We start from the raw sequence: 15962 nt of genomic DNA on the forward strand, positions 1-15962 counted from the left end.
TGTGTAACCGGTTCACCCGCCGGTACGGGATCGATGGCCCGCAACCGTGTGGCCGGGGACATCAAGAACCGTACAACGAAGCGGCCCGCACGATCGACGGATATTACCCTCCGTGGACCGTGGGAACGGGCCGCAAACGGCGCACCGGCCGACGGGACCGAAGTCCCGTCGGCCGGCACGCTCCGTGGGTGTTACACCCGCGGCTTCTCGCGCATCTCGTACGTCGCGATGACGTCGTCGACCTTGATGTCGTTGAAGTTTCCGAGGTTGATACCACCCTCGTAGCCTTCGCGGATCTCGGTGACGTCGTCCTTGAAGCGACGCAGACCCTCGATGTTGAGGTTCTCCGCGATGACCTTGCCATCGCGGACCAGGCGCGCCTTGGTGTTGCGCTTGACCTCGCCGGAGCGGATGAGAACACCCGCGATGTTGCCCAGCTTGGACGACTTGAAGACCTCGCGGATCTCCGCCGTACCGAGCTCGACCTCTTCGTACTCCGGCTTGAGCATGCCCTTGAGGGCCGCCTCGATCTCCTCGATCGCCTGGTAGATGACCGAGTAGTACCGGACGTCCACACCCTCGCGCTCGGCCATCTGCGCCGCGCGGCCGGCCGCACGGACGTTGAAGCCGATCACGATGGCGTCGGAGCCCATCGCCAGGTCGATGTCGGACTCCGTGACCGCACCGACGCCGCGGTGCAGGACGCGGATGTCGACCTCTTCGCCGACGTCCAGCTGGAGCAGGGAGGACTCGAGCGCCTCGACGGAACCAGAAGCGTCACCCTTGATGATCAGGTTCAGCTGCTGGACCTCGCCGGCCTTGAGCACCTTGTCCAGGTCCTCCAGCGAGACACGGCGCGTGCGCTTGGCGAACGCGGCGTTGCGCTCGCGGGCGGCGCGCTTCTCGGCGATCTGACGGGCCGTACGGTCCTCGTCGACCACCAGGAAGTTGTCGCCCGCACCCGGGACGTTGGTCAGGCCCAGGACCTGGACCGGCGTCGACGGGCCCGCCTCGGCGACGTTGTTGCCGTTGTCGTCGAGCATGGCGCGTACGCGGCCGTAGGCGTCGCCCACCACCATCGTGTCGCCGACCCGCAGGGTGCCTCGCTGGACGAGGACCGTCGCCACGGCACCGCGGCCGCGGTCGAGGCGGGACTCGATCGAGATGCCCTGCGCGTCCTGGTTCGGGTTGGCCCGCAGGTCGAGCGAGGCGTCGGCCGTGAGGACCACGGCCTCCAGCAGCGAGTCGATGTGCAGACCCTGCTTGGCGGAGATGTCGACGAACATCGTGTCGCCGCCGTACTCCTCGGCCACCAGGCCGTACTCGGTCAGCTGACCGCGCACCTTGGTCGGGTCGGCACCCTCGACGTCGATCTTGTTGACCGCGACCACGATCGGCACGTCGGCCGCCTTGGCGTGGTTGAGCGCCTCGACCGTCTGCGGCATGACGCCGTCGTTGGCCGCGACGACCAGGATCGCGATGTCGGTCGACTTCGCACCACGGGCACGCATGGCAGTGAACGCCTCGTGACCCGGGGTGTCGATGAAGGTGATCTTGCGCTCTTCGTCGTTGACCTCGGTCGAGACCTGGTAGGCACCGATGTGCTGGGTGATGCCGCCGGCCTCGCCCGCGATGACGTTCGTCTTGCGGATGGCGTCGAGCAGTCGGGTCTTACCGTGGTCGACGTGACCCATGACGGTGACGACCGGCGGACGGACCACCAGGTCCTCCTCGTCGCCCTCGTCCTCGCCGAACTCGATGTCGAAGGACTCGAGCAGCTCGCGGTCCTCCTCCTCCGGGCTGACGATCTGAACCGTGTAGTTCATCTCGTCGGCGAGGAGCTGCAGGGTCTCGTCGGAGACGGACTGCGTGGCGGTGACCATCTCGCCGAGGTTCATCATGACCGCGACGAGCGACGCCGGGTTGGCGTTGATCTTCTCCGCGAAGTCGGTGAGCGACGCGCCGCGGGAGAGACGGATGGCCTCGCCGTTGCCGCGCGGCAGCATCACGCCGCCGACGCTCGGGGCCTGCATGGCCTCGTACTCCTGGCGCCTCTGCCGCTTCGACTTGCGACCGCGACGCGCGGGACCGCCGGGACGGCCGAAGGCGCCCTGCGTGCCACCACGGCCACCGGGACCGCCGGGACGGCCACCGAAGCCGGGACGGCCACCGCCGCCACCGGGACCGCCGGGACGACCGGCGAAGCCGCCGCCACCGCCACCGGGACCACCGGGACGACCGGCGAAGCCGCCGCCACCGCCACCACCGGGACGACCGGCGAAGCCGCCGCCGCCGGGACGACCGCCGCCACCGCCGGGACGACCCGCACCGCCCGGACCGCGACCGCCGGGGCCGCCACCGGGACGCGGGCCGGCAGCGGGACGCTGCGGCATCATGCCGGGGTTGGGACGGGGACCGCCGGGACGCGGGCCGCCGGGACCTGCGCCCTGCGGGCGAGGCATGCCGCCCGGGGTCGGACGGGCGCCGCCCGGAGCCTGCGGACGAGGACCGCCGCCCTGGCCGCCGGAGCCCTGCGGACGGGGACCGCCGCCGGGAGCACCACCGGGACCGCCGGGACGCGGGGCGCCCTGCGGGCGGGGAGCCTGCGGACGCGCCATGCCGGCGTTGCCGCCGGAGGTGAAGGGGTTGTTGCCCGGACGCGGACCGGCCGGACGGGCGCCCGGACGCGACGAACCGCCGCCGGGACGCGCGCCACCCTGAGCGGCGGCGGGACGCTGGCCCTGCTGGCCCTGACCTTGAGCGCCAGGACGGGCGCCACCGGGCTTGGGGGCACCGGGACGCGCGCCGGGGCGCGGGCCTTGGGCGGCCGGAGTCTGCGGGGCGGCGGGAGCGGCCGGCGGAGCGGTGAACTCCGGGGCGGCCGGAGCCGGACGCGGCGCGGGCTTGGGGCCGGGCACCGGGCGCGGGCCGGGGGCCTGCGCGGCCGGAGCCGAGGGAGCCGCGGGCTGCTCGGCCGCGGGCTTGGGGGCGGCCGGCGGCTTCGGGGCAGCCGGACGTGCCGCCTGCGCCGGAGACGGCGCGGGCTTGGGGGCGGCCTTCTTCGGGGCGGCGGGCTTGCCGGACTTGCCGGAGCCACCTCCCTGGAAGGCGTCGGTCAGCTTGCGTACCACCGGCGCTTCGATCGTCGAAGACGCCGAACGGACGAATTCACCGAGTTCCTGGAGCTTGGCCATGACGACCTTGCTCTCGACACCGAACTCCTTGGCGAGTTCGTATACCCGGACCTTAGCCACTTCGCTCCTTTGAGGTCCGGGTTGAAGCCGGACCGTCGCTAGTTCATGGGCGTACTCATCGCGTACTCATCGAGTGCTCATCGCAATCTCGACCTGCTTTCGACTCGCGAGGTACCTACACCGCACGGGGTGCCGTGCGGCACGTCTTCTTACCGTGTTGCCTGCTCGGCAACTGTTGCCTGCTCGACGTACTGGCGCAACGCCTTTGTGTCGAGCGCTCCCGGGGCGCGCAGTGCCCTCGTGAACGCCCGGCGGCGTACCGCCTGATCGAGACAGACCAGGGTGGGGTGCACGTACGCACCCCGGCCGGGCAGCGTACCGCGTGGATCAGGGACGCACTCGCCCTTGATCGCCACGATGCGCAGCAGCTCCGTCCTGGCCGCTCGTTTCCGGCACCCCACACAGGTGCGTTCAGGGCATGCTCGGTCCCGTGTCCGGCCAGACACCCTTAAGTCTACCTCCCCGTACGCACCTCACCCCTTTGGGGCAGGGTTCGAACAGTTGCCGTACACCAACCTGTCGTGATCTCAGCGACGCGCGGCCGGTATTTATTCCCCGCGGGCCTGCTCATCCGGCTGAGCGGCCTGCTCGGTGTCCGGCCGGATGTCGATCCGCCAGCCGGTGAGCCGGGCCGCGAGCCGGGCGTTCTGCCCTTCCTTGCCGATCGCCAGCGACAGCTGGTAGTCGGGGACGGTCACCCGGGCGGAACGGGTCGACATGTCGACGATCTCGACCTTCGACACCCGTGCGGGTGACAGCGCGTTCGCCACCATCTCGGCCGGGTCGTCCGACCAGTCGACGATGTCGATCTTCTCGCCGTTCAGCTCGCCCATGACATTGCGCACCCGGCCGCCCATCGGGCCGATGCAGGCGCCCTTGGCGTTCAGGCCCGAGCGGGTGGAGCGGACGGCGATCTTGGTGCGGTGGCCGGCCTCACGGGCGATCGCGGAGATCTCGACGGATCCGTCGGCGATCTCCGGGACCTCCAGCGCGAACAGCTTCTTCACCAGGTTCGGGTGGGTGCGCGAGAGCGTGACGGACGGACCGCGCACGCCCTTCGCCACCCGGACGACGTACGACCTCAGGCGCAGGCCGTGCGGGTAGGTCTCGCCCGGAACCTGCTCCTGCACCGGCAGGATGGCCTCCAGCTTGCCGATGTCGACCAGCACATTCTTCGGGTCGCGGCCCTGCTGGACCACGCCGGTGACGATGTCGCCCTCGCGGCCGGCGTACTCGCCGAGCGTCGCGTCGTCCTCCGCGTCCCGAAGGCGCTGCAGGATCACCTGCTTCGCGGTGGTCGCGGCGATCCGGCCGAAGCCGGAGGGGGTGTCGTCGAACTCGCGGGGCTCCTGGCCCTCCTCGAGGTCGTCCGGGTCCTCCTTCGCCCACACGGTCACATGCCCGGTCTCCCGGTTGAGCTCCACGCGCGCGTGTCGGCGGCTTCCCTCGGTGCGGTGGTAGGCGATGAGGAGGGCCGCCTCGATCGCCTCGACCAGCAGGGGGAAGGAGATCTCCTTCTCCCGGACCAAGCCCCGCAGGGCACTCATGTCGATGTCCACGGCTACGCCTCCTCTGCGTTCTCGTTCTTGTCCTTGCGGCTGAATTCCACCTGCACGCGCGCCTTCTCGATCTCCGGGAAGACGACTCGGCGGGTGGTGGCCTTGCGTCCCTTGACCCCGGGAACCTCGAGGTCGAGTCCCTCGTCGTCGACCTGCAGGATCCGCGCGAGAAGCTCGCCGCCCTCGGCCAGCTGGAACTTCACCAGCCGGCCCGTGGCACGCACGTAGTGCCGGTGCTCGGTGAGGAGGCGTTCCGCGCCCGGGGTGCCGACCTCGAGGGTGTACTCCCCCTCGCCCATCGCGTCGGTCTCGTCGAGCTTCGCCGAGAGCTCGCGGCTCACATCGGCGATCTGATCCAGGTCGGCTCCGGTGTCGGAGTCCACGACGACGCGCAGCACACGCTTGCGTCCGACGGAGTCCACGGCGATCTCTTCGAGATCGAGGCCCTGGGAGGTGACGAGCGGTTCCAGCAGTTCCCGCAGCCTCTCGTTGTGGGTGGTGCTCATCCGGGTGACTCCTCGGCCGCGTGTGCTGTTGTGGGATGGGTCGCGTGTCAGGTCAAAGGGTATCCGGTCCCAGGCGGTGATGCCGTCCACCTGTGTACGGGCGGTGCCGGTGCGTGGTGGGGGGACCGGCGGGTGCCGATGGGTGGTGGGTGGTGCCGCTGAGTGGTGGTCGACATGGGCGCGGGTACGGTGATCACGGGCCGTGTGCCCGCCGGTCCCGCTCGTACGAGTTCCCTGAGGACGACTGCCGTGCCGTTCCCTCCGCCGCCGCGCCTGCCCTCGGGGCCGCGCCGAAGAACCCTGCTCGTCGCCTCCGCCGCGGGCGCCCTGCTCGTCACCGGCTGCTCCGGCGGTCCCGGGGACGGTGGCGGAGGCCCGGGCAGCAGTCCGTCGGCGACCGAGCGGACACGCGCGCGTGCGGCGCGGGACAGCGCGGGACTGGTGGCGCGGTACGACGCCGTGCTGGCCGTTCATCCGCCGCTTGCCGGGCGGCTCCGGCCGCTGCGGGCGGAGGTCGTACGGCATGTGGAGGCGTTCGGGGGGACGGGGGGTGCGGGGGGCGCGTCCGCGGCTGCGGGGAGTCCGTCGGGGTCTCCTTCGGTGTCGGCTTCGGTGGCAGCTTCGGTGTCGGCTTCGGTGTCGGCTTCTCCTTCCGCGTCGGTGTCCCTCGCGCCCGGTGTCGTTCCCGGGACGGTGAGAGAGGCGCTGGCGCAGCTGGCCGCCGCCGAGCGGGAGCTGGCCGACCGGCGCACCGCCGAGCTGGTCGGCGTCGACGGTGAGCTGGCGCGGCTGCTGGCCTCCGTGGCGGCGGCCGGGGCCGCGCACGCGTTCCTGCTGACCGAGGGGGCCGCATGAGCGACACGAGCGATACCGAGGTGATCCGGGCGCTGCAGGCGGCGCTGGCCGCCGAGCACGCCGCCGTGTACGGCTATGGCGTCGTCGGCGGCCGGATGGGCACCGCCCGGCGCGCGGAGGCGCGAGCGGCGTACGACGCCCACCGGGCGCGGCGTGACGCACTAGTGCGCGAGGTGCGCGACCGGGGCGCGCGGCCGGCCGCCGCGGCGGCCGGGTACGCGCTGCCGTTCCCGGTACCGGACGCGGACGCGGCGGTGCGGCTCGCCGCCGACCTGGAGGAACGTGTCGCCGGGGTGTACTCCGACCTGGTGCGGGCCAGTGCCGGGGAACGGCGGCGGGAGGCGGCCGGCGCGCTGCGGGAGGCGGCGGTCCGGGCGGTGCGGTGGCGCGGCGGGAGCGTAGCCTTCCCTGGGCTCGCCGAACGGGGCGGGACGCCCACGGCGTAGCGAAGGAAGGAGCGGCTCGCGTATGGCTTTCGAACCGCCGCGGCGTCTGGTGAGGGCGCTGGGTGAGACGGCACCGGGCGGTGACGAGTGGCTGGAAAGGCTGCCGGAAGCCGTGGCGCGGGCCGTCGCGCTACGCGAGTTGACCGTCGAGCGGGTGCAGGTGCCGGGCGGTCGCAGCAGCCTGGTGCTGCTCGTGCGGTGCGCGGACGGGACGCCTGCCGTGCTGAAGCTGGCGCCTCCGCGGGCCCGGCCCGAGGCTGAGCGGGCGGCGCTGGCGCACTGGGGCGGTCGGGGGGCCGTGCAGCTGGTGGAGGACTCCGGTACGGCGGGGGCGCTGCTGCTCGAGCGGTTGCATCCGGAGGTGTCGGTGCGGTCGTTGCCGGAGGCGCGGGCGCTGCTGGAGGCGGCGGGGACGTTGCGGCGGCTGTGGGTCGAGCCGCCTGCGGAGTACGCGTTCGAGACGGTGGCCGAGCGGACCGGGCGGCAGGCTGAGGCGATGCGGGCGAGCGCCGAGCGGGATGCCGAGGTCGCGCCGTTGGTGGCGGAGGCGCTGGCCGCGCGGGACGCGCTGGTGGAGGCTCCGCCGGAGCGGCGGTTGCTGCACGGGACCTTCCGGCAGAGCAAGGTGCTGGCCGGGGATCGGATGCCGTGGCTCGCGGTGGGGCCGGATCCGGTGGTGGGCGAGTGCGCCTTCGATCTGGCGCGGCTGGTGCGGGACCGGGTGGAGGATCTGATCGCCTCGCCGTCGGGGGCGACGACCACGCGGCGGCGGGTGAAGCGGCTTGCGGAGTCGCTGGAGGTCGATCAGGAGCGGTTGCGGGGGTGGACGCTGTTCCGGGCCGTGGAGTCGGGGGTGCGGGCCCGGCGGGTGGGGCGGGAGGGGGATGCGGAGTTGTTGTTGGAGTTTGCGGGGTGGTTGTGACGGGGCCTGCGGCGCCTGTGTGGGTGACTGTGCCTGCGGCGCCGGCTTGTCGTTCGTCTGCGGGTGCGTCGTGGCTGGTCGCGCCGTTCCCCGCGCCCCTTTGATGCCTGCGGCGGCCCGTTGCGGTGCGTCGTGGCGTGCCTGGCGCCTGCGGTGCGTCGCGAGTCGGGGCCGGGGTGGGGGGTGTCCGTCCTCGGTCCGGCCGCCCGTACCCGACGGCCTCACCGTGTGCCGGTGCCGGCCGCTGCGGGCGGACACCCCCCACCCCGGCCCCTTCCCGCCGTACGCGGGTGGGGCGATGCTGTGGCGAGTGCCTCCAACCGGCAGAGCGCCGGGCGCGTAGGGAAACGCGCCCGGCGTTTTCTTTGTGTCAGGCCGTGAGGCGGGTGATCGCCTCCGCTGCGGGGAGTTCCTCGCGCTCTCCCGTGCGGCGGTTCTTCAGTTCGAGGACGCCCTCGGCCGCGCGGCGGCCCGCGACCAGGATCCAGGGAACGCCGATCAGTTCCGCGTCGGTGAACTTAACGCCCGGGGAGACGCCCGCGCGGTCGTCGACGAGGACGCGGACGCCGGCCGCGGCGAGCTGCTCGGAGACGTCGAGGGCCAGCTCGGTCTGCAGGGCCTTGCCCGCGGCGACCACGTGGACGTCGGCCGGGGCGACCTCCTGGGGCCAGCACAGGCCCTTGTCGTCGGCGGTCTGCTCGGCGAGGGCCGCGACCGCGCGGGAGACGCCGACGCCGTAGGAGCCCATGGTGACGCGGACCGGCTTGCCGTTCTGGCCGAGGACGTCCAGCTTGAGGGCGTCGGTGTACTTGCGGCCCAGCTGGAAGATGTGGCCGATCTCGATGGCGCGGTCCAGCTTGAGGCCGGTGCCGCACTTCGGGCAGGGGTCGCCCTCCTGGACGACCACGACGTCGACGTACTCGTCGACCTCGAAGTCACGTCCGGCGACGACGTTCTTGGCGTGCGTGTCGGCCTTGTTCGCGCCGGTGATCCACGCGGTGCCGGGGGCGACGCGCGGGTCGGCGATGTACTTCACCTTGTCCAGGCCCTGCGGGCCGACGTAGCCGCGGACGAGGTCGGTGCGGGTCGCGAAGTCCTCTTCGCTGACCATCTCGACCGTGGCCGGGGCGAAGTGCGCCTCGACCTTGCCCATGTCGACCTCGCGGTCGCCGGGCACGCCGACGGCGACGATCTCGCCGTCCACCTTGACGAGGAGGTTCTTGAGGGTGGCGGAGGCCGGGACGCCGAGGTGGGCGGCCAGGGTCTCGATGGTGGGCGTGGCGGGGGTGGGGATGTCCTCGGCGGCGGGGACACCGGTGGCGTCCACCGGCTTCAGCTCGTAGGTGATCGCCTCGGTGTTGGCCGCGAAGTCGCAGTTGGGGCAGTCGGCGAAGGTGTCCTCGCCGGCCTCGGCCGGTGCGAGGAACTCCTCCGACTTCGAGCCGCCCATCGCGCCGGCCGTCGCGGCGCAGATGCGGTAGTCCAGGCCCAGGCGGGCGAAGATGCGCTGGTAGGCCTCGCGGTGCAGGGCGTAGGACTTCGCCAGGCCCTCGTCCTCCGTGTCGAAGGAGTAGGAGTCCTTCATCAGGAACTCGCGGCCGCGCAGGATGCCAGCGCGGGGGCGGGCCTCGTCGCGGAACTTCGTCTGGATCTGATAGAGGATCACCGGCAGGTCCTTGTAGGAGGACGCCTGGTCCTTCACCAGGAGGGTGAAGATCTCCTCGTGGGTCGGGCCGAGCAGGTAGTCGCCGCCCTTGCGGTCCTGCAGGCGGAACAGCTCGGCGCCGTACTCGTCCCAGCGGCCGGTCGCCTCGTAGGGCTCGCGGGGCAGCAGGGCGGGCAGGAGCACCTCCTGGGCGCCGATGGCGTCCATCTCCTCGCGCACGATCCGCTCGACGTTGGCGAGGACCTTCTTGCCGAGCGGCAGCCAGGTCCAGATGCCGGCGGCGGTGCGGCGGACGTAGCCGGCGCGGACGAGGAGTTTGTGGCTGAGGACCTCGGCGTCCGCCGGGTCGTCGCGCAGCGTCTTCGCCATCAACTGGGACATGCGCTGGACCGGTGCGTTCGCCATGGCTCTCTTACTCCCGCTACGTGTAGGTGATGGCTAGGAGGTTAGCCGGGCGGCCGCCGTCGCCGGAAATCCGTTTCACGGGCGGCGCAGCGGCAGGGGGGCGCCCATCACGGCGTACGGCTTGGGGGCGCTCGGGAAGTGCACCTGGCGGGCCAGGTCGCGGTAGCCGAGGGAGCGGTACAGGGCGCGGGCCGGGCTCTCGGTGTCGATCGCGGAGAGGATCGAGCGGCGTTCGGTGGCGCTGTCGGTGATCGTGGTGATCAGGCTGCGGCCGATGCCCCGGTTCTGGTGGTCGGGGTGGACGTGCAGCTCGGTGATCACGAAGGAGTCGTCGAGCCACTCCTCGTGCCCCTGGGCGCGCAGGTAGGGCTCGACGACCGTGGACCACCAGTGGGCGCGGTCGTTGGGCATGCCGTAGACGAAGCCGACGAGGCGGCCTTCGACGGTGGCGCCGAGGGCGCGGGCACCCGGGTGGGTCATGTGGCGGATGACGATCTGACGGCGTACGGCCACCTCGTCGGCGCCCAGTCCGAAGGCGAGGGCCTGGACGGCCAGTGCCTCGTCGACGTGGGCGGACAGGTCCAGCGGGCCGATCACGACATCCATGCCGGGAGCCTACAGGGGGGCCTGTGCGAGGGGATCAGAAAAGCACGCTCATGAATTCGTCGACTTCCCGGAAGCCGACGCGCCGGTACGTCCTGCGTGCCGGGGTGTTGAAGTCGTTGACGTACAGGCTCACGACGGGTGCCACGTCGGCGAGCGCGTAACGCAGGACGGCCGCCATGCCGGGGGCCGCGAGGCCCTTGCCGCGGTATGCGGGGTCCACCCACACGCCCTGGATCTGGCAGGCCTGCGGGGTCGCCGCGCCGATCTCCGCCTTGAACATCACCTTGCCGTGTTCGTCGACGCGGGCGAAGGAGCGGCCCGAGCCGACGAGTTCGGCGACCCGGGCCTGGTAGAGCAGGCCGCCGTCGCCGGCTATCGGGGAGACGCCGACCTCCTCGGTGAACATCGCCACGCAGGCCGGCATGATCGTCTCCATCTCGTCCTTGCGGACGCGGCGGACGTAGGGGTCCGGGGCGATGTCGTCGGGCATGCGGTCGGTGACCATCAGGGGCTGGTGGGCGCGCACGTCGCGGGCCGGGCCCCAGTGGGGTTCGAGGAGGCGCCACAGCTCCGCGGTGGGGCCGGCGGGGCCGACGATCGAGGAGCAGCGGCGGCCGGCCCGCCGGGCGCGGTCGGCGAAGGCCCGCACCGCGCGCGGGGTGGCGCAGATCGGCACGAGGTTGGCGCCCGCGTAGCACAGGGACGTGAGCATGCCGTCCTCGTACCAGCCCCACATCTCGCCGCCGAGCCGCCACGGGTCGAGGCCCGCGACCTGGACGCGCGAGGTCACGAAGGCGTTCGTGACCGGCTCGCGGTGCAGGACGGCGAGCGCGGCGTCCAGGTCGCTCGGTTCGAGGACCCGTGAGGTGGTCTGGGTCAGCACGGGTGGGGCCTCACGGTCGGGTGTGCACTGATCTCCGCACTATAGCTGCGCTGTGTCGCCGGGCGCCTTTTCGATCAGGGGTGACCGGTCGCGGGCAGCTGCGGGTGCGTTGTGGCTGGTCGCGCCGTTCCCCACGCCTTTTTTGGGCGCTTGATCCGCCCGGCGCCCGGGTGTTCAGCCCGCTACCGTCACCGACGGTTCGCCGGACTCGGTGCCCTCGGACTGCATCTGCTCGGCGAGCTTCATCGCCTCTTCGATCAGGGTCTCGACGATCTTGGACTCGGGGACGGTCTTGATGACCTCGCCCTTGACGAAGATCTGGCCCTTGCCGTTGCCGGAGGCGACGCCGAGGTCGGCTTCGCGGGCCTCGCCGGGGCCGTTGACGACGCAGCCCATGACGGCGACGCGCAGCGGGACGTCCATACCGGTGAGGCCGGCGGTGACCTCCTCGGCGAGCTTGTAGACGTCGACCTGGGCGCGGCCGCAGGACGGGCAGGAGACGATCTCCAGGCCGCGCTGGCGCAGGCCGAGGGACTGCAGGATCTGCAGACCGACCTTGACCTCCTCGACGGGCGGGGCCGAGAGGGAGACGCGGATGGTGTCGCCGATGCCCTGGGAGAGCAGGGCGCCGAAGGCGACCGCCGACTTGATCGTGCCCTGGAAGGCGGGGCCGGCCTCCGTGACGCCGAGGTGGAGGGGGTAGTCGCACTGCTCGGCGAGCTGGCGGTAGGCCTCGATCATGACGACCGGGTCGTTGTGCTTGACGGAGATCTTGATGTCGCGGAAGTCGTGCTCCTCGAAGAGGGACGCCTCCCACAGGGCCGACTCCACCAGGGCCTCGGGGGTCGCCTTGCCGTACTTCTTGAGCAGGCGCTGGTCCAGGGAGCCGGCGTTGACGCCGATGCGGATCGGGGTGCCGTGGTCCTTGGCGGCCTTGGCGATCTCCTTGACCTTGTCGTCGAACTGCTTGATGTTGCCGGGGTTGACGCGGACCGCGGCGCAGCCGGCCTCGATCGCGGCGAAGACGTACTTCGGCTGGAAGTGGATGTCGGCGATGACCGGGAGCTGCGACTTGCGGGCGATCGTGGCGAGGGCGTCGGCGTCGTCCTGGGTGGGGCAGGCCACTCGCACGATCTGGCATCCGGAGGCGGTCAGCTCGGCGATCTGCTGGAGGGTGGCGCCGATGTCGGACGTGCGGGTCGTGGTCATCGACTGCACCGAGACGGGGGCGTCTCCCCCGACGGCCACGGATCCGACCTGGATCTGCCGGCTCTTCCGGCGCTCGGCGAGCTTGGTCGGAACGGACGGCATGCCGAGAGAAATCGCAGTCATCTGCTGTGCAACCCCAAGTCGTGGATCAAGGTCCCGGTCCCGTCAGCGGCGGGCTCCGGGTTTCGAGATTACGGCACGGGCGATCGAGCGGGCACATCCCACCCGCACAACCCACTCGAAGAGAGCGGCCGGGCGCCCTGGGGTGCCCGGCCGCCGGAAAGCACACGCGACTACGAGATTCTCACCGGGTTGACCACGTCCGCGATCAGGACCAGGGCGGTGAAGCAGATGAAGATCCCGGCCACCACGTAGGCCACCGGCATCAGCTTCGCCACGTCGAACGGGCCGGGGTCCGGGCGGCGCAGCACCTTCGCGAGGTGGCGGCGCAGGGCCTCCCACAGGGCGCCCGCGATGTGCCCGCCGTCGAGCGGGAGGAGCGGGAGCATGTTGAACAGGAACAGGGAGAGGTTGAAGCCGGCGACCAGCATCAGGGCCATGCCGAGCTGCTGGGTGGGCGGGATGTGCAGGGTGAAGATCTCACCGCCGACACGGGCCGCGCCGACGACGCCCATGGGCGAGTCGGGGGCGCGGGGCGCGCCGTGGAAGGCGGAGTCCCACAGGGCGGGGATCTTGGCCGGGAGGGCGGCGAGGGAGTCGACCGCGTCGCCGACCCGGTCGGTCATCCACGTGACGGACTGGCCGAAGTCCTGCTTGACGACGCCGGTGGCGGCGCTGAAGCCGAGGAAGCCTGCCTTGACGTACTCGCCCCGGACGTAGGCGCCGGAGCCGTCCTTCTTGGCGACCATGTTGGTGGCGATCTTCGCGTGCAGGGTCACTTCCCGGCCGCCCCGGTCGACGGTGATCGGCACGGTCTTGCCGGCGCTGTCGCGGATGAGGTCGGACAGCGTGTTCCAGTCGTCGGTGCGCCGGCCGCCGAAGGCGACGATCTTGTCGCCTGCCTTCATGCCCGCGGCCGCCGCCGGGGAGGGGGGGTCGGACTTCTTGCACGTGTCGCGGTTCTCGCTCTGCGAGATGACGCAGGGCGAGACGGAGCTGACGGCGGTGGTCTGCTGCTGGATGCCGAAGCCCATGAGCACGACGAGGAAGAGGGCGACGGCGAGGATCAGGTTCATGAAGGGGCCCGCGAACATCACGATGACCCGCTTCCACGGCTTGCGCGTGTAGAAGAGGCGTGAGTCGTCACCGGGCTGCAGTTCCTCGAAGGCCGCCGAGCGGGCGTCCTCGATCATGCCGCGCCACGGGGAGGTGGAGCGGGCGGTGATCCGGCCGTCGTCGCCGGGTGGGAACATGCCGATCATGCGGATGTAGCCGCCGAAGGGGACGGCCTTGACGCCGTACTCGGTCTCGCCCTTCTTCCGCGACCAGATGGTCGGGCCGAAGCCGACCATGTACTGCGGCACGCGGATGCCGAACAGCTTGGCCGTGGACAGATGCCCCAGCTCGTGCCAGGCGATCGAGACGAGCAGGCCGACCGCGAAGACCACTATGCCGAGGATCATCATCAGGGTCGTCATGCACGGGCCTCCGCGGTCTTCGCTGTCAGTTCCCTGGCCCGGGCCCTTGCCCAGGTCTCCGCTTCGAGGACGTCCGGCACGGTGAGTGAAGTTCCCGTGACCGGCGTGTCGTGTTCCTCGACCACCCGGATGACGGTGTCCATGATCCCGTTGAACGGCAGCGCGCCGCGCAGGAACGCGTCCACGCACTCCTCGTTGGCGGCATTGAACACCGCCGGGGCGGTGCCCGCGAGCGTACCCACGTGCCGGGCGAGGTTCACGGAGGGGAAGGCGTCGTTGTCCAGCGGGAAGAACTCCCACGTGGAGGCCTTGCTCCAGTCGAAGGCGGGCGCGGCGCCGGGGACGCGTTCGGGCCAGCCGAGGCCGATGGCGATCGGGCCCCGCATGTCGGGGGGCGTCGCCTGGGCCATCGTCGATCCGTCCGTGAACTCCACCATCGAGTGGACATACGACTGCGGGTGCACGACGACCTCAATGCGGTCGAAGGGAATGTCGTACAGCAGGTGTGCCTCGATGACCTCCAGACCCTTGTTGACGAGGGTCGCGGAGTTGATCGTGATGACGGGTCCCATGGCCCAGGTGGGGTGGGCGAGGGCGTCCTCGACGGTGACGTGGGCGAGGTCGGCCCTGGTGCGGCCGCGGAAGGGGCCGCCGGAGGCGGTGACGACGAGCTTGCGCACGTCCGCGCGGGTGCCGGCGGCGAGCGCCTGGAAGAGCGCGGCGTGCTCGGAGTCGACCGGGATGATCTGGCCGGGCTTGGCCAGCGCCTTGACCAGCGGGCCGCCGACGATGAGCGACTCCTTGTTGGCGAGCGCGAGGGTGCGGCCCGCCTCCAGGGCGGCGAGGGTCGGCGCGAGACCGATGGAGCCGGTGATGCCGTTGAGGACGGTGTGACAGTCGGAGGCGGCGAGCTGCGTGGCCGCGTCGGGCCCGGCGAGGATCTCGGGCAGCGGCTCCCCGGCGCCGTACTGCCCGGCGAGCGCTTCGCGCAGGTGCGGTACGACGTCCTCGCGGGCCACCGCGACGGCGCGCACCCTCAGCCGGCGGGCCTGCTCGGCGAGGAGGGCGACGCGGCCGCCGTTGGCGGACAGGCCGGTGACCCTGAACCGGCCGGGGTTGCGCAGCACGAGGTCGACGGCCTGGGTGCCGACCGAGCCGGTGGAGCCGAGGATCACGACGTCCTTCGGGCCGTCCGCGGTCACCGGGTCGTAGACGAGGTGCGGATCGGCGAGGGGTGCGGGACTGTCACTCATGACCCCCATTCTTGCCCCTCCGGGGCCCGGGAGGTGTTCACGGGGTCGCGCGCCGGAACTTCCGCCACTGCGCGTCCACCACGTCCTGCGGTACGCCGCCGACGTCCTCGGTGCTGTGCGTGTCGGCCCGGAAGGAGAGGGTGGTGGAACCGGCGCGGATGACGGTGAGGTACTCGTACAGCTCCACGCGCGTGTCCTCGACGTCCTGTGTGGTGATGCGGAAGGCGTACGCCTCGTCGCCCGCGTCGGGCGGCCGCAGGGTCTCCACCCGCACCACCTTCGCGTCGCCGAGCACCCGTTCCTCGGTGAAGCCGTGCGCGCACTCCCGGCCCGCCCTGCCGAGGGCCCTCATCACGGCGGCGGCGTCGGCGGCGGTGTAGGAGCGCAGACGGAGGTCGATGTCGACGCCCCTTTCGGCGTCCGGGTCCCAGACGGTGCGGACGATCTCGGCGGCGGGGTCGTGCGGTGTGGCGCCCTTGGTGAGGCTGACGAGCGGCTGGCAGACGTCCGGTTCGGCGGTGTACGTGTCGCCGGCGGGCGGCTCGCCGCCGACGGGTTCCTCCGCCGTGTACGCCCCGGCGTCGTCCTCCTCGGAGAGCGCGGCGGCCAGCAGCTGTGTCCGGGTCAGCGGCTCGGGTCCGGCCGGGGCGGCGGCCGGTGGGGCGGGCGAGGAGACGGCCGGTGAGGCGGCGGCCGTCCGGCCGGCGTCGTGTGCGCCGCACGCGGCCGTGGCCATGAGGACGGCCGCCGCGAGCGCGGCGGCCGCCGTGTGTCGTGCCCGTGCCCCGAGCATCCCCACC

14 protein-coding genes are annotated in these 15962 nt (G+C 71.8%); 3 read left to right on the forward strand and 11 right to left on the reverse strand.

Features of this window, described 5'->3' with window-relative positions; translation table 11 throughout:
- Window positions 1-191: 191 nt before the first annotated feature.
- The 4 genes from infB to rimP all read right to left on the reverse strand — a co-directional run bounded on the left by infB (window position 192) and on the right by rimP (window position 5319).
- Window positions 192-3254, reverse strand: coding sequence for a translation initiation factor IF-2 (gene infB, locus AB0J12_RS24450; RefSeq protein ID WP_363266514.1), 3063 nt, complete (start codon window positions 3252-3254; stop codon window positions 192-194).
- 149 nt (window positions 3255-3403) lie between these two features.
- The gene (locus tag AB0J12_RS24455; protein WP_363266515.1) at window positions 3404-3700 is read right to left on the reverse strand and encodes a YlxR family protein; all 297 of its coding nucleotides are present in this window, start codon (window positions 3698-3700) and stop codon (window positions 3404-3406) included.
- Window positions 3701-3802: 102 nt separating this feature from the next.
- The gene (gene nusA / locus AB0J12_RS24460; RefSeq protein WP_363266516.1) at window positions 3803-4813 is read right to left on the reverse strand and encodes a transcription termination factor NusA; all 1011 of its coding nucleotides are present in this window, start codon (window positions 4811-4813) and stop codon (window positions 3803-3805) included.
- Window positions 4814-4815: 2 nt separating this feature from the next.
- On the reverse strand, window positions 4816-5319 hold the full coding sequence (rimP, locus tag AB0J12_RS24465; RefSeq protein ID WP_363266517.1) for a ribosome maturation factor RimP: 504 nt from the start codon (window positions 5317-5319) through the stop codon (window positions 4816-4818).
- Between the two features lie 693 nt (window positions 5320-6012).
- Between rimP and AB0J12_RS24470 the strand changes: the two genes are divergently transcribed.
- From AB0J12_RS24470 to AB0J12_RS24480, 3 genes are read left to right on the forward strand one after another with little or no spacing between them, the layout of a single operon-like run.
- Window positions 6013-6174, forward strand: a complete 162-nt coding sequence (locus tag AB0J12_RS24470; RefSeq protein ID WP_363266518.1) for a hypothetical protein — start codon at window positions 6013-6015, stop codon at window positions 6172-6174.
- Window positions 6171-6620, forward strand: coding sequence for a ferritin-like domain-containing protein (locus AB0J12_RS24475; protein WP_363266519.1), 450 nt, complete (start codon window positions 6171-6173; stop codon window positions 6618-6620). Before AB0J12_RS24470 ends, AB0J12_RS24475 begins: the two co-directional genes overlap by 4 nt.
- A 22-nt stretch (window positions 6621-6642) precedes the next feature.
- Complete coding sequence (locus AB0J12_RS24480; protein WP_363266520.1) at window positions 6643-7542, forward strand: aminoglycoside phosphotransferase family protein; 900 nt, start codon at window positions 6643-6645, stop codon at window positions 7540-7542.
- 370 nt (window positions 7543-7912) lie between these two features.
- Here the strand turns inward: AB0J12_RS24480 and AB0J12_RS24485 are convergent, their stop codons facing one another.
- From AB0J12_RS24485 to AB0J12_RS24515, 7 genes are all read right to left on the reverse strand, one after another.
- Window positions 7913-9613: a proline--tRNA ligase gene (locus tag AB0J12_RS24485; protein ID WP_363266521.1), complete on the reverse strand. Its 1701-nt coding sequence runs from the start codon at window positions 9611-9613 to the stop codon at window positions 7913-7915.
- A gap of 75 nt (window positions 9614-9688) precedes the next feature.
- The gene (locus AB0J12_RS24490; protein WP_363266522.1) at window positions 9689-10219 is read right to left on the reverse strand and encodes a GNAT family N-acetyltransferase; all 531 of its coding nucleotides are present in this window, start codon (window positions 10217-10219) and stop codon (window positions 9689-9691) included.
- 34 nt (window positions 10220-10253) lie between these two features.
- Window positions 10254-11102, reverse strand: coding sequence for a GNAT family N-acetyltransferase (locus AB0J12_RS24495; RefSeq protein ID WP_363266523.1), 849 nt, complete (start codon window positions 11100-11102; stop codon window positions 10254-10256).
- A gap of 174 nt (window positions 11103-11276) precedes the next feature.
- The gene (gene ispG / locus AB0J12_RS24500; protein WP_363266524.1) at window positions 11277-12434 is read right to left on the reverse strand and encodes a flavodoxin-dependent (E)-4-hydroxy-3-methylbut-2-enyl-diphosphate synthase; all 1158 of its coding nucleotides are present in this window, start codon (window positions 12432-12434) and stop codon (window positions 11277-11279) included.
- A gap of 170 nt (window positions 12435-12604) precedes the next feature.
- Window positions 12605-13909, reverse strand: coding sequence for a site-2 protease family protein (locus AB0J12_RS24505; RefSeq protein WP_363266525.1), 1305 nt, complete (start codon window positions 13907-13909; stop codon window positions 12605-12607).
- Window positions 13906-15162, reverse strand: coding sequence for a 1-deoxy-D-xylulose-5-phosphate reductoisomerase (dxr, locus tag AB0J12_RS24510; RefSeq protein WP_363266526.1), 1257 nt, complete (start codon window positions 15160-15162; stop codon window positions 13906-13908). The genes AB0J12_RS24505 and dxr overlap by 4 nt, the downstream gene beginning before the upstream one ends.
- A 37-nt stretch (window positions 15163-15199) precedes the next feature.
- Window positions 15200-15955, reverse strand: a complete 756-nt coding sequence (locus AB0J12_RS24515; protein ID WP_363266527.1) for a hypothetical protein — start codon at window positions 15953-15955, stop codon at window positions 15200-15202.
- Between the last annotated feature and the right edge of the window lie 7 nt (window positions 15956-15962).

Origin of the sequence: Streptomyces sp. NPDC049915 (assembly GCF_040656475.1) — a bacterium.
Lineage (GTDB): Bacteria > Actinomycetota > Actinomycetes > Streptomycetales > Streptomycetaceae > Streptomyces.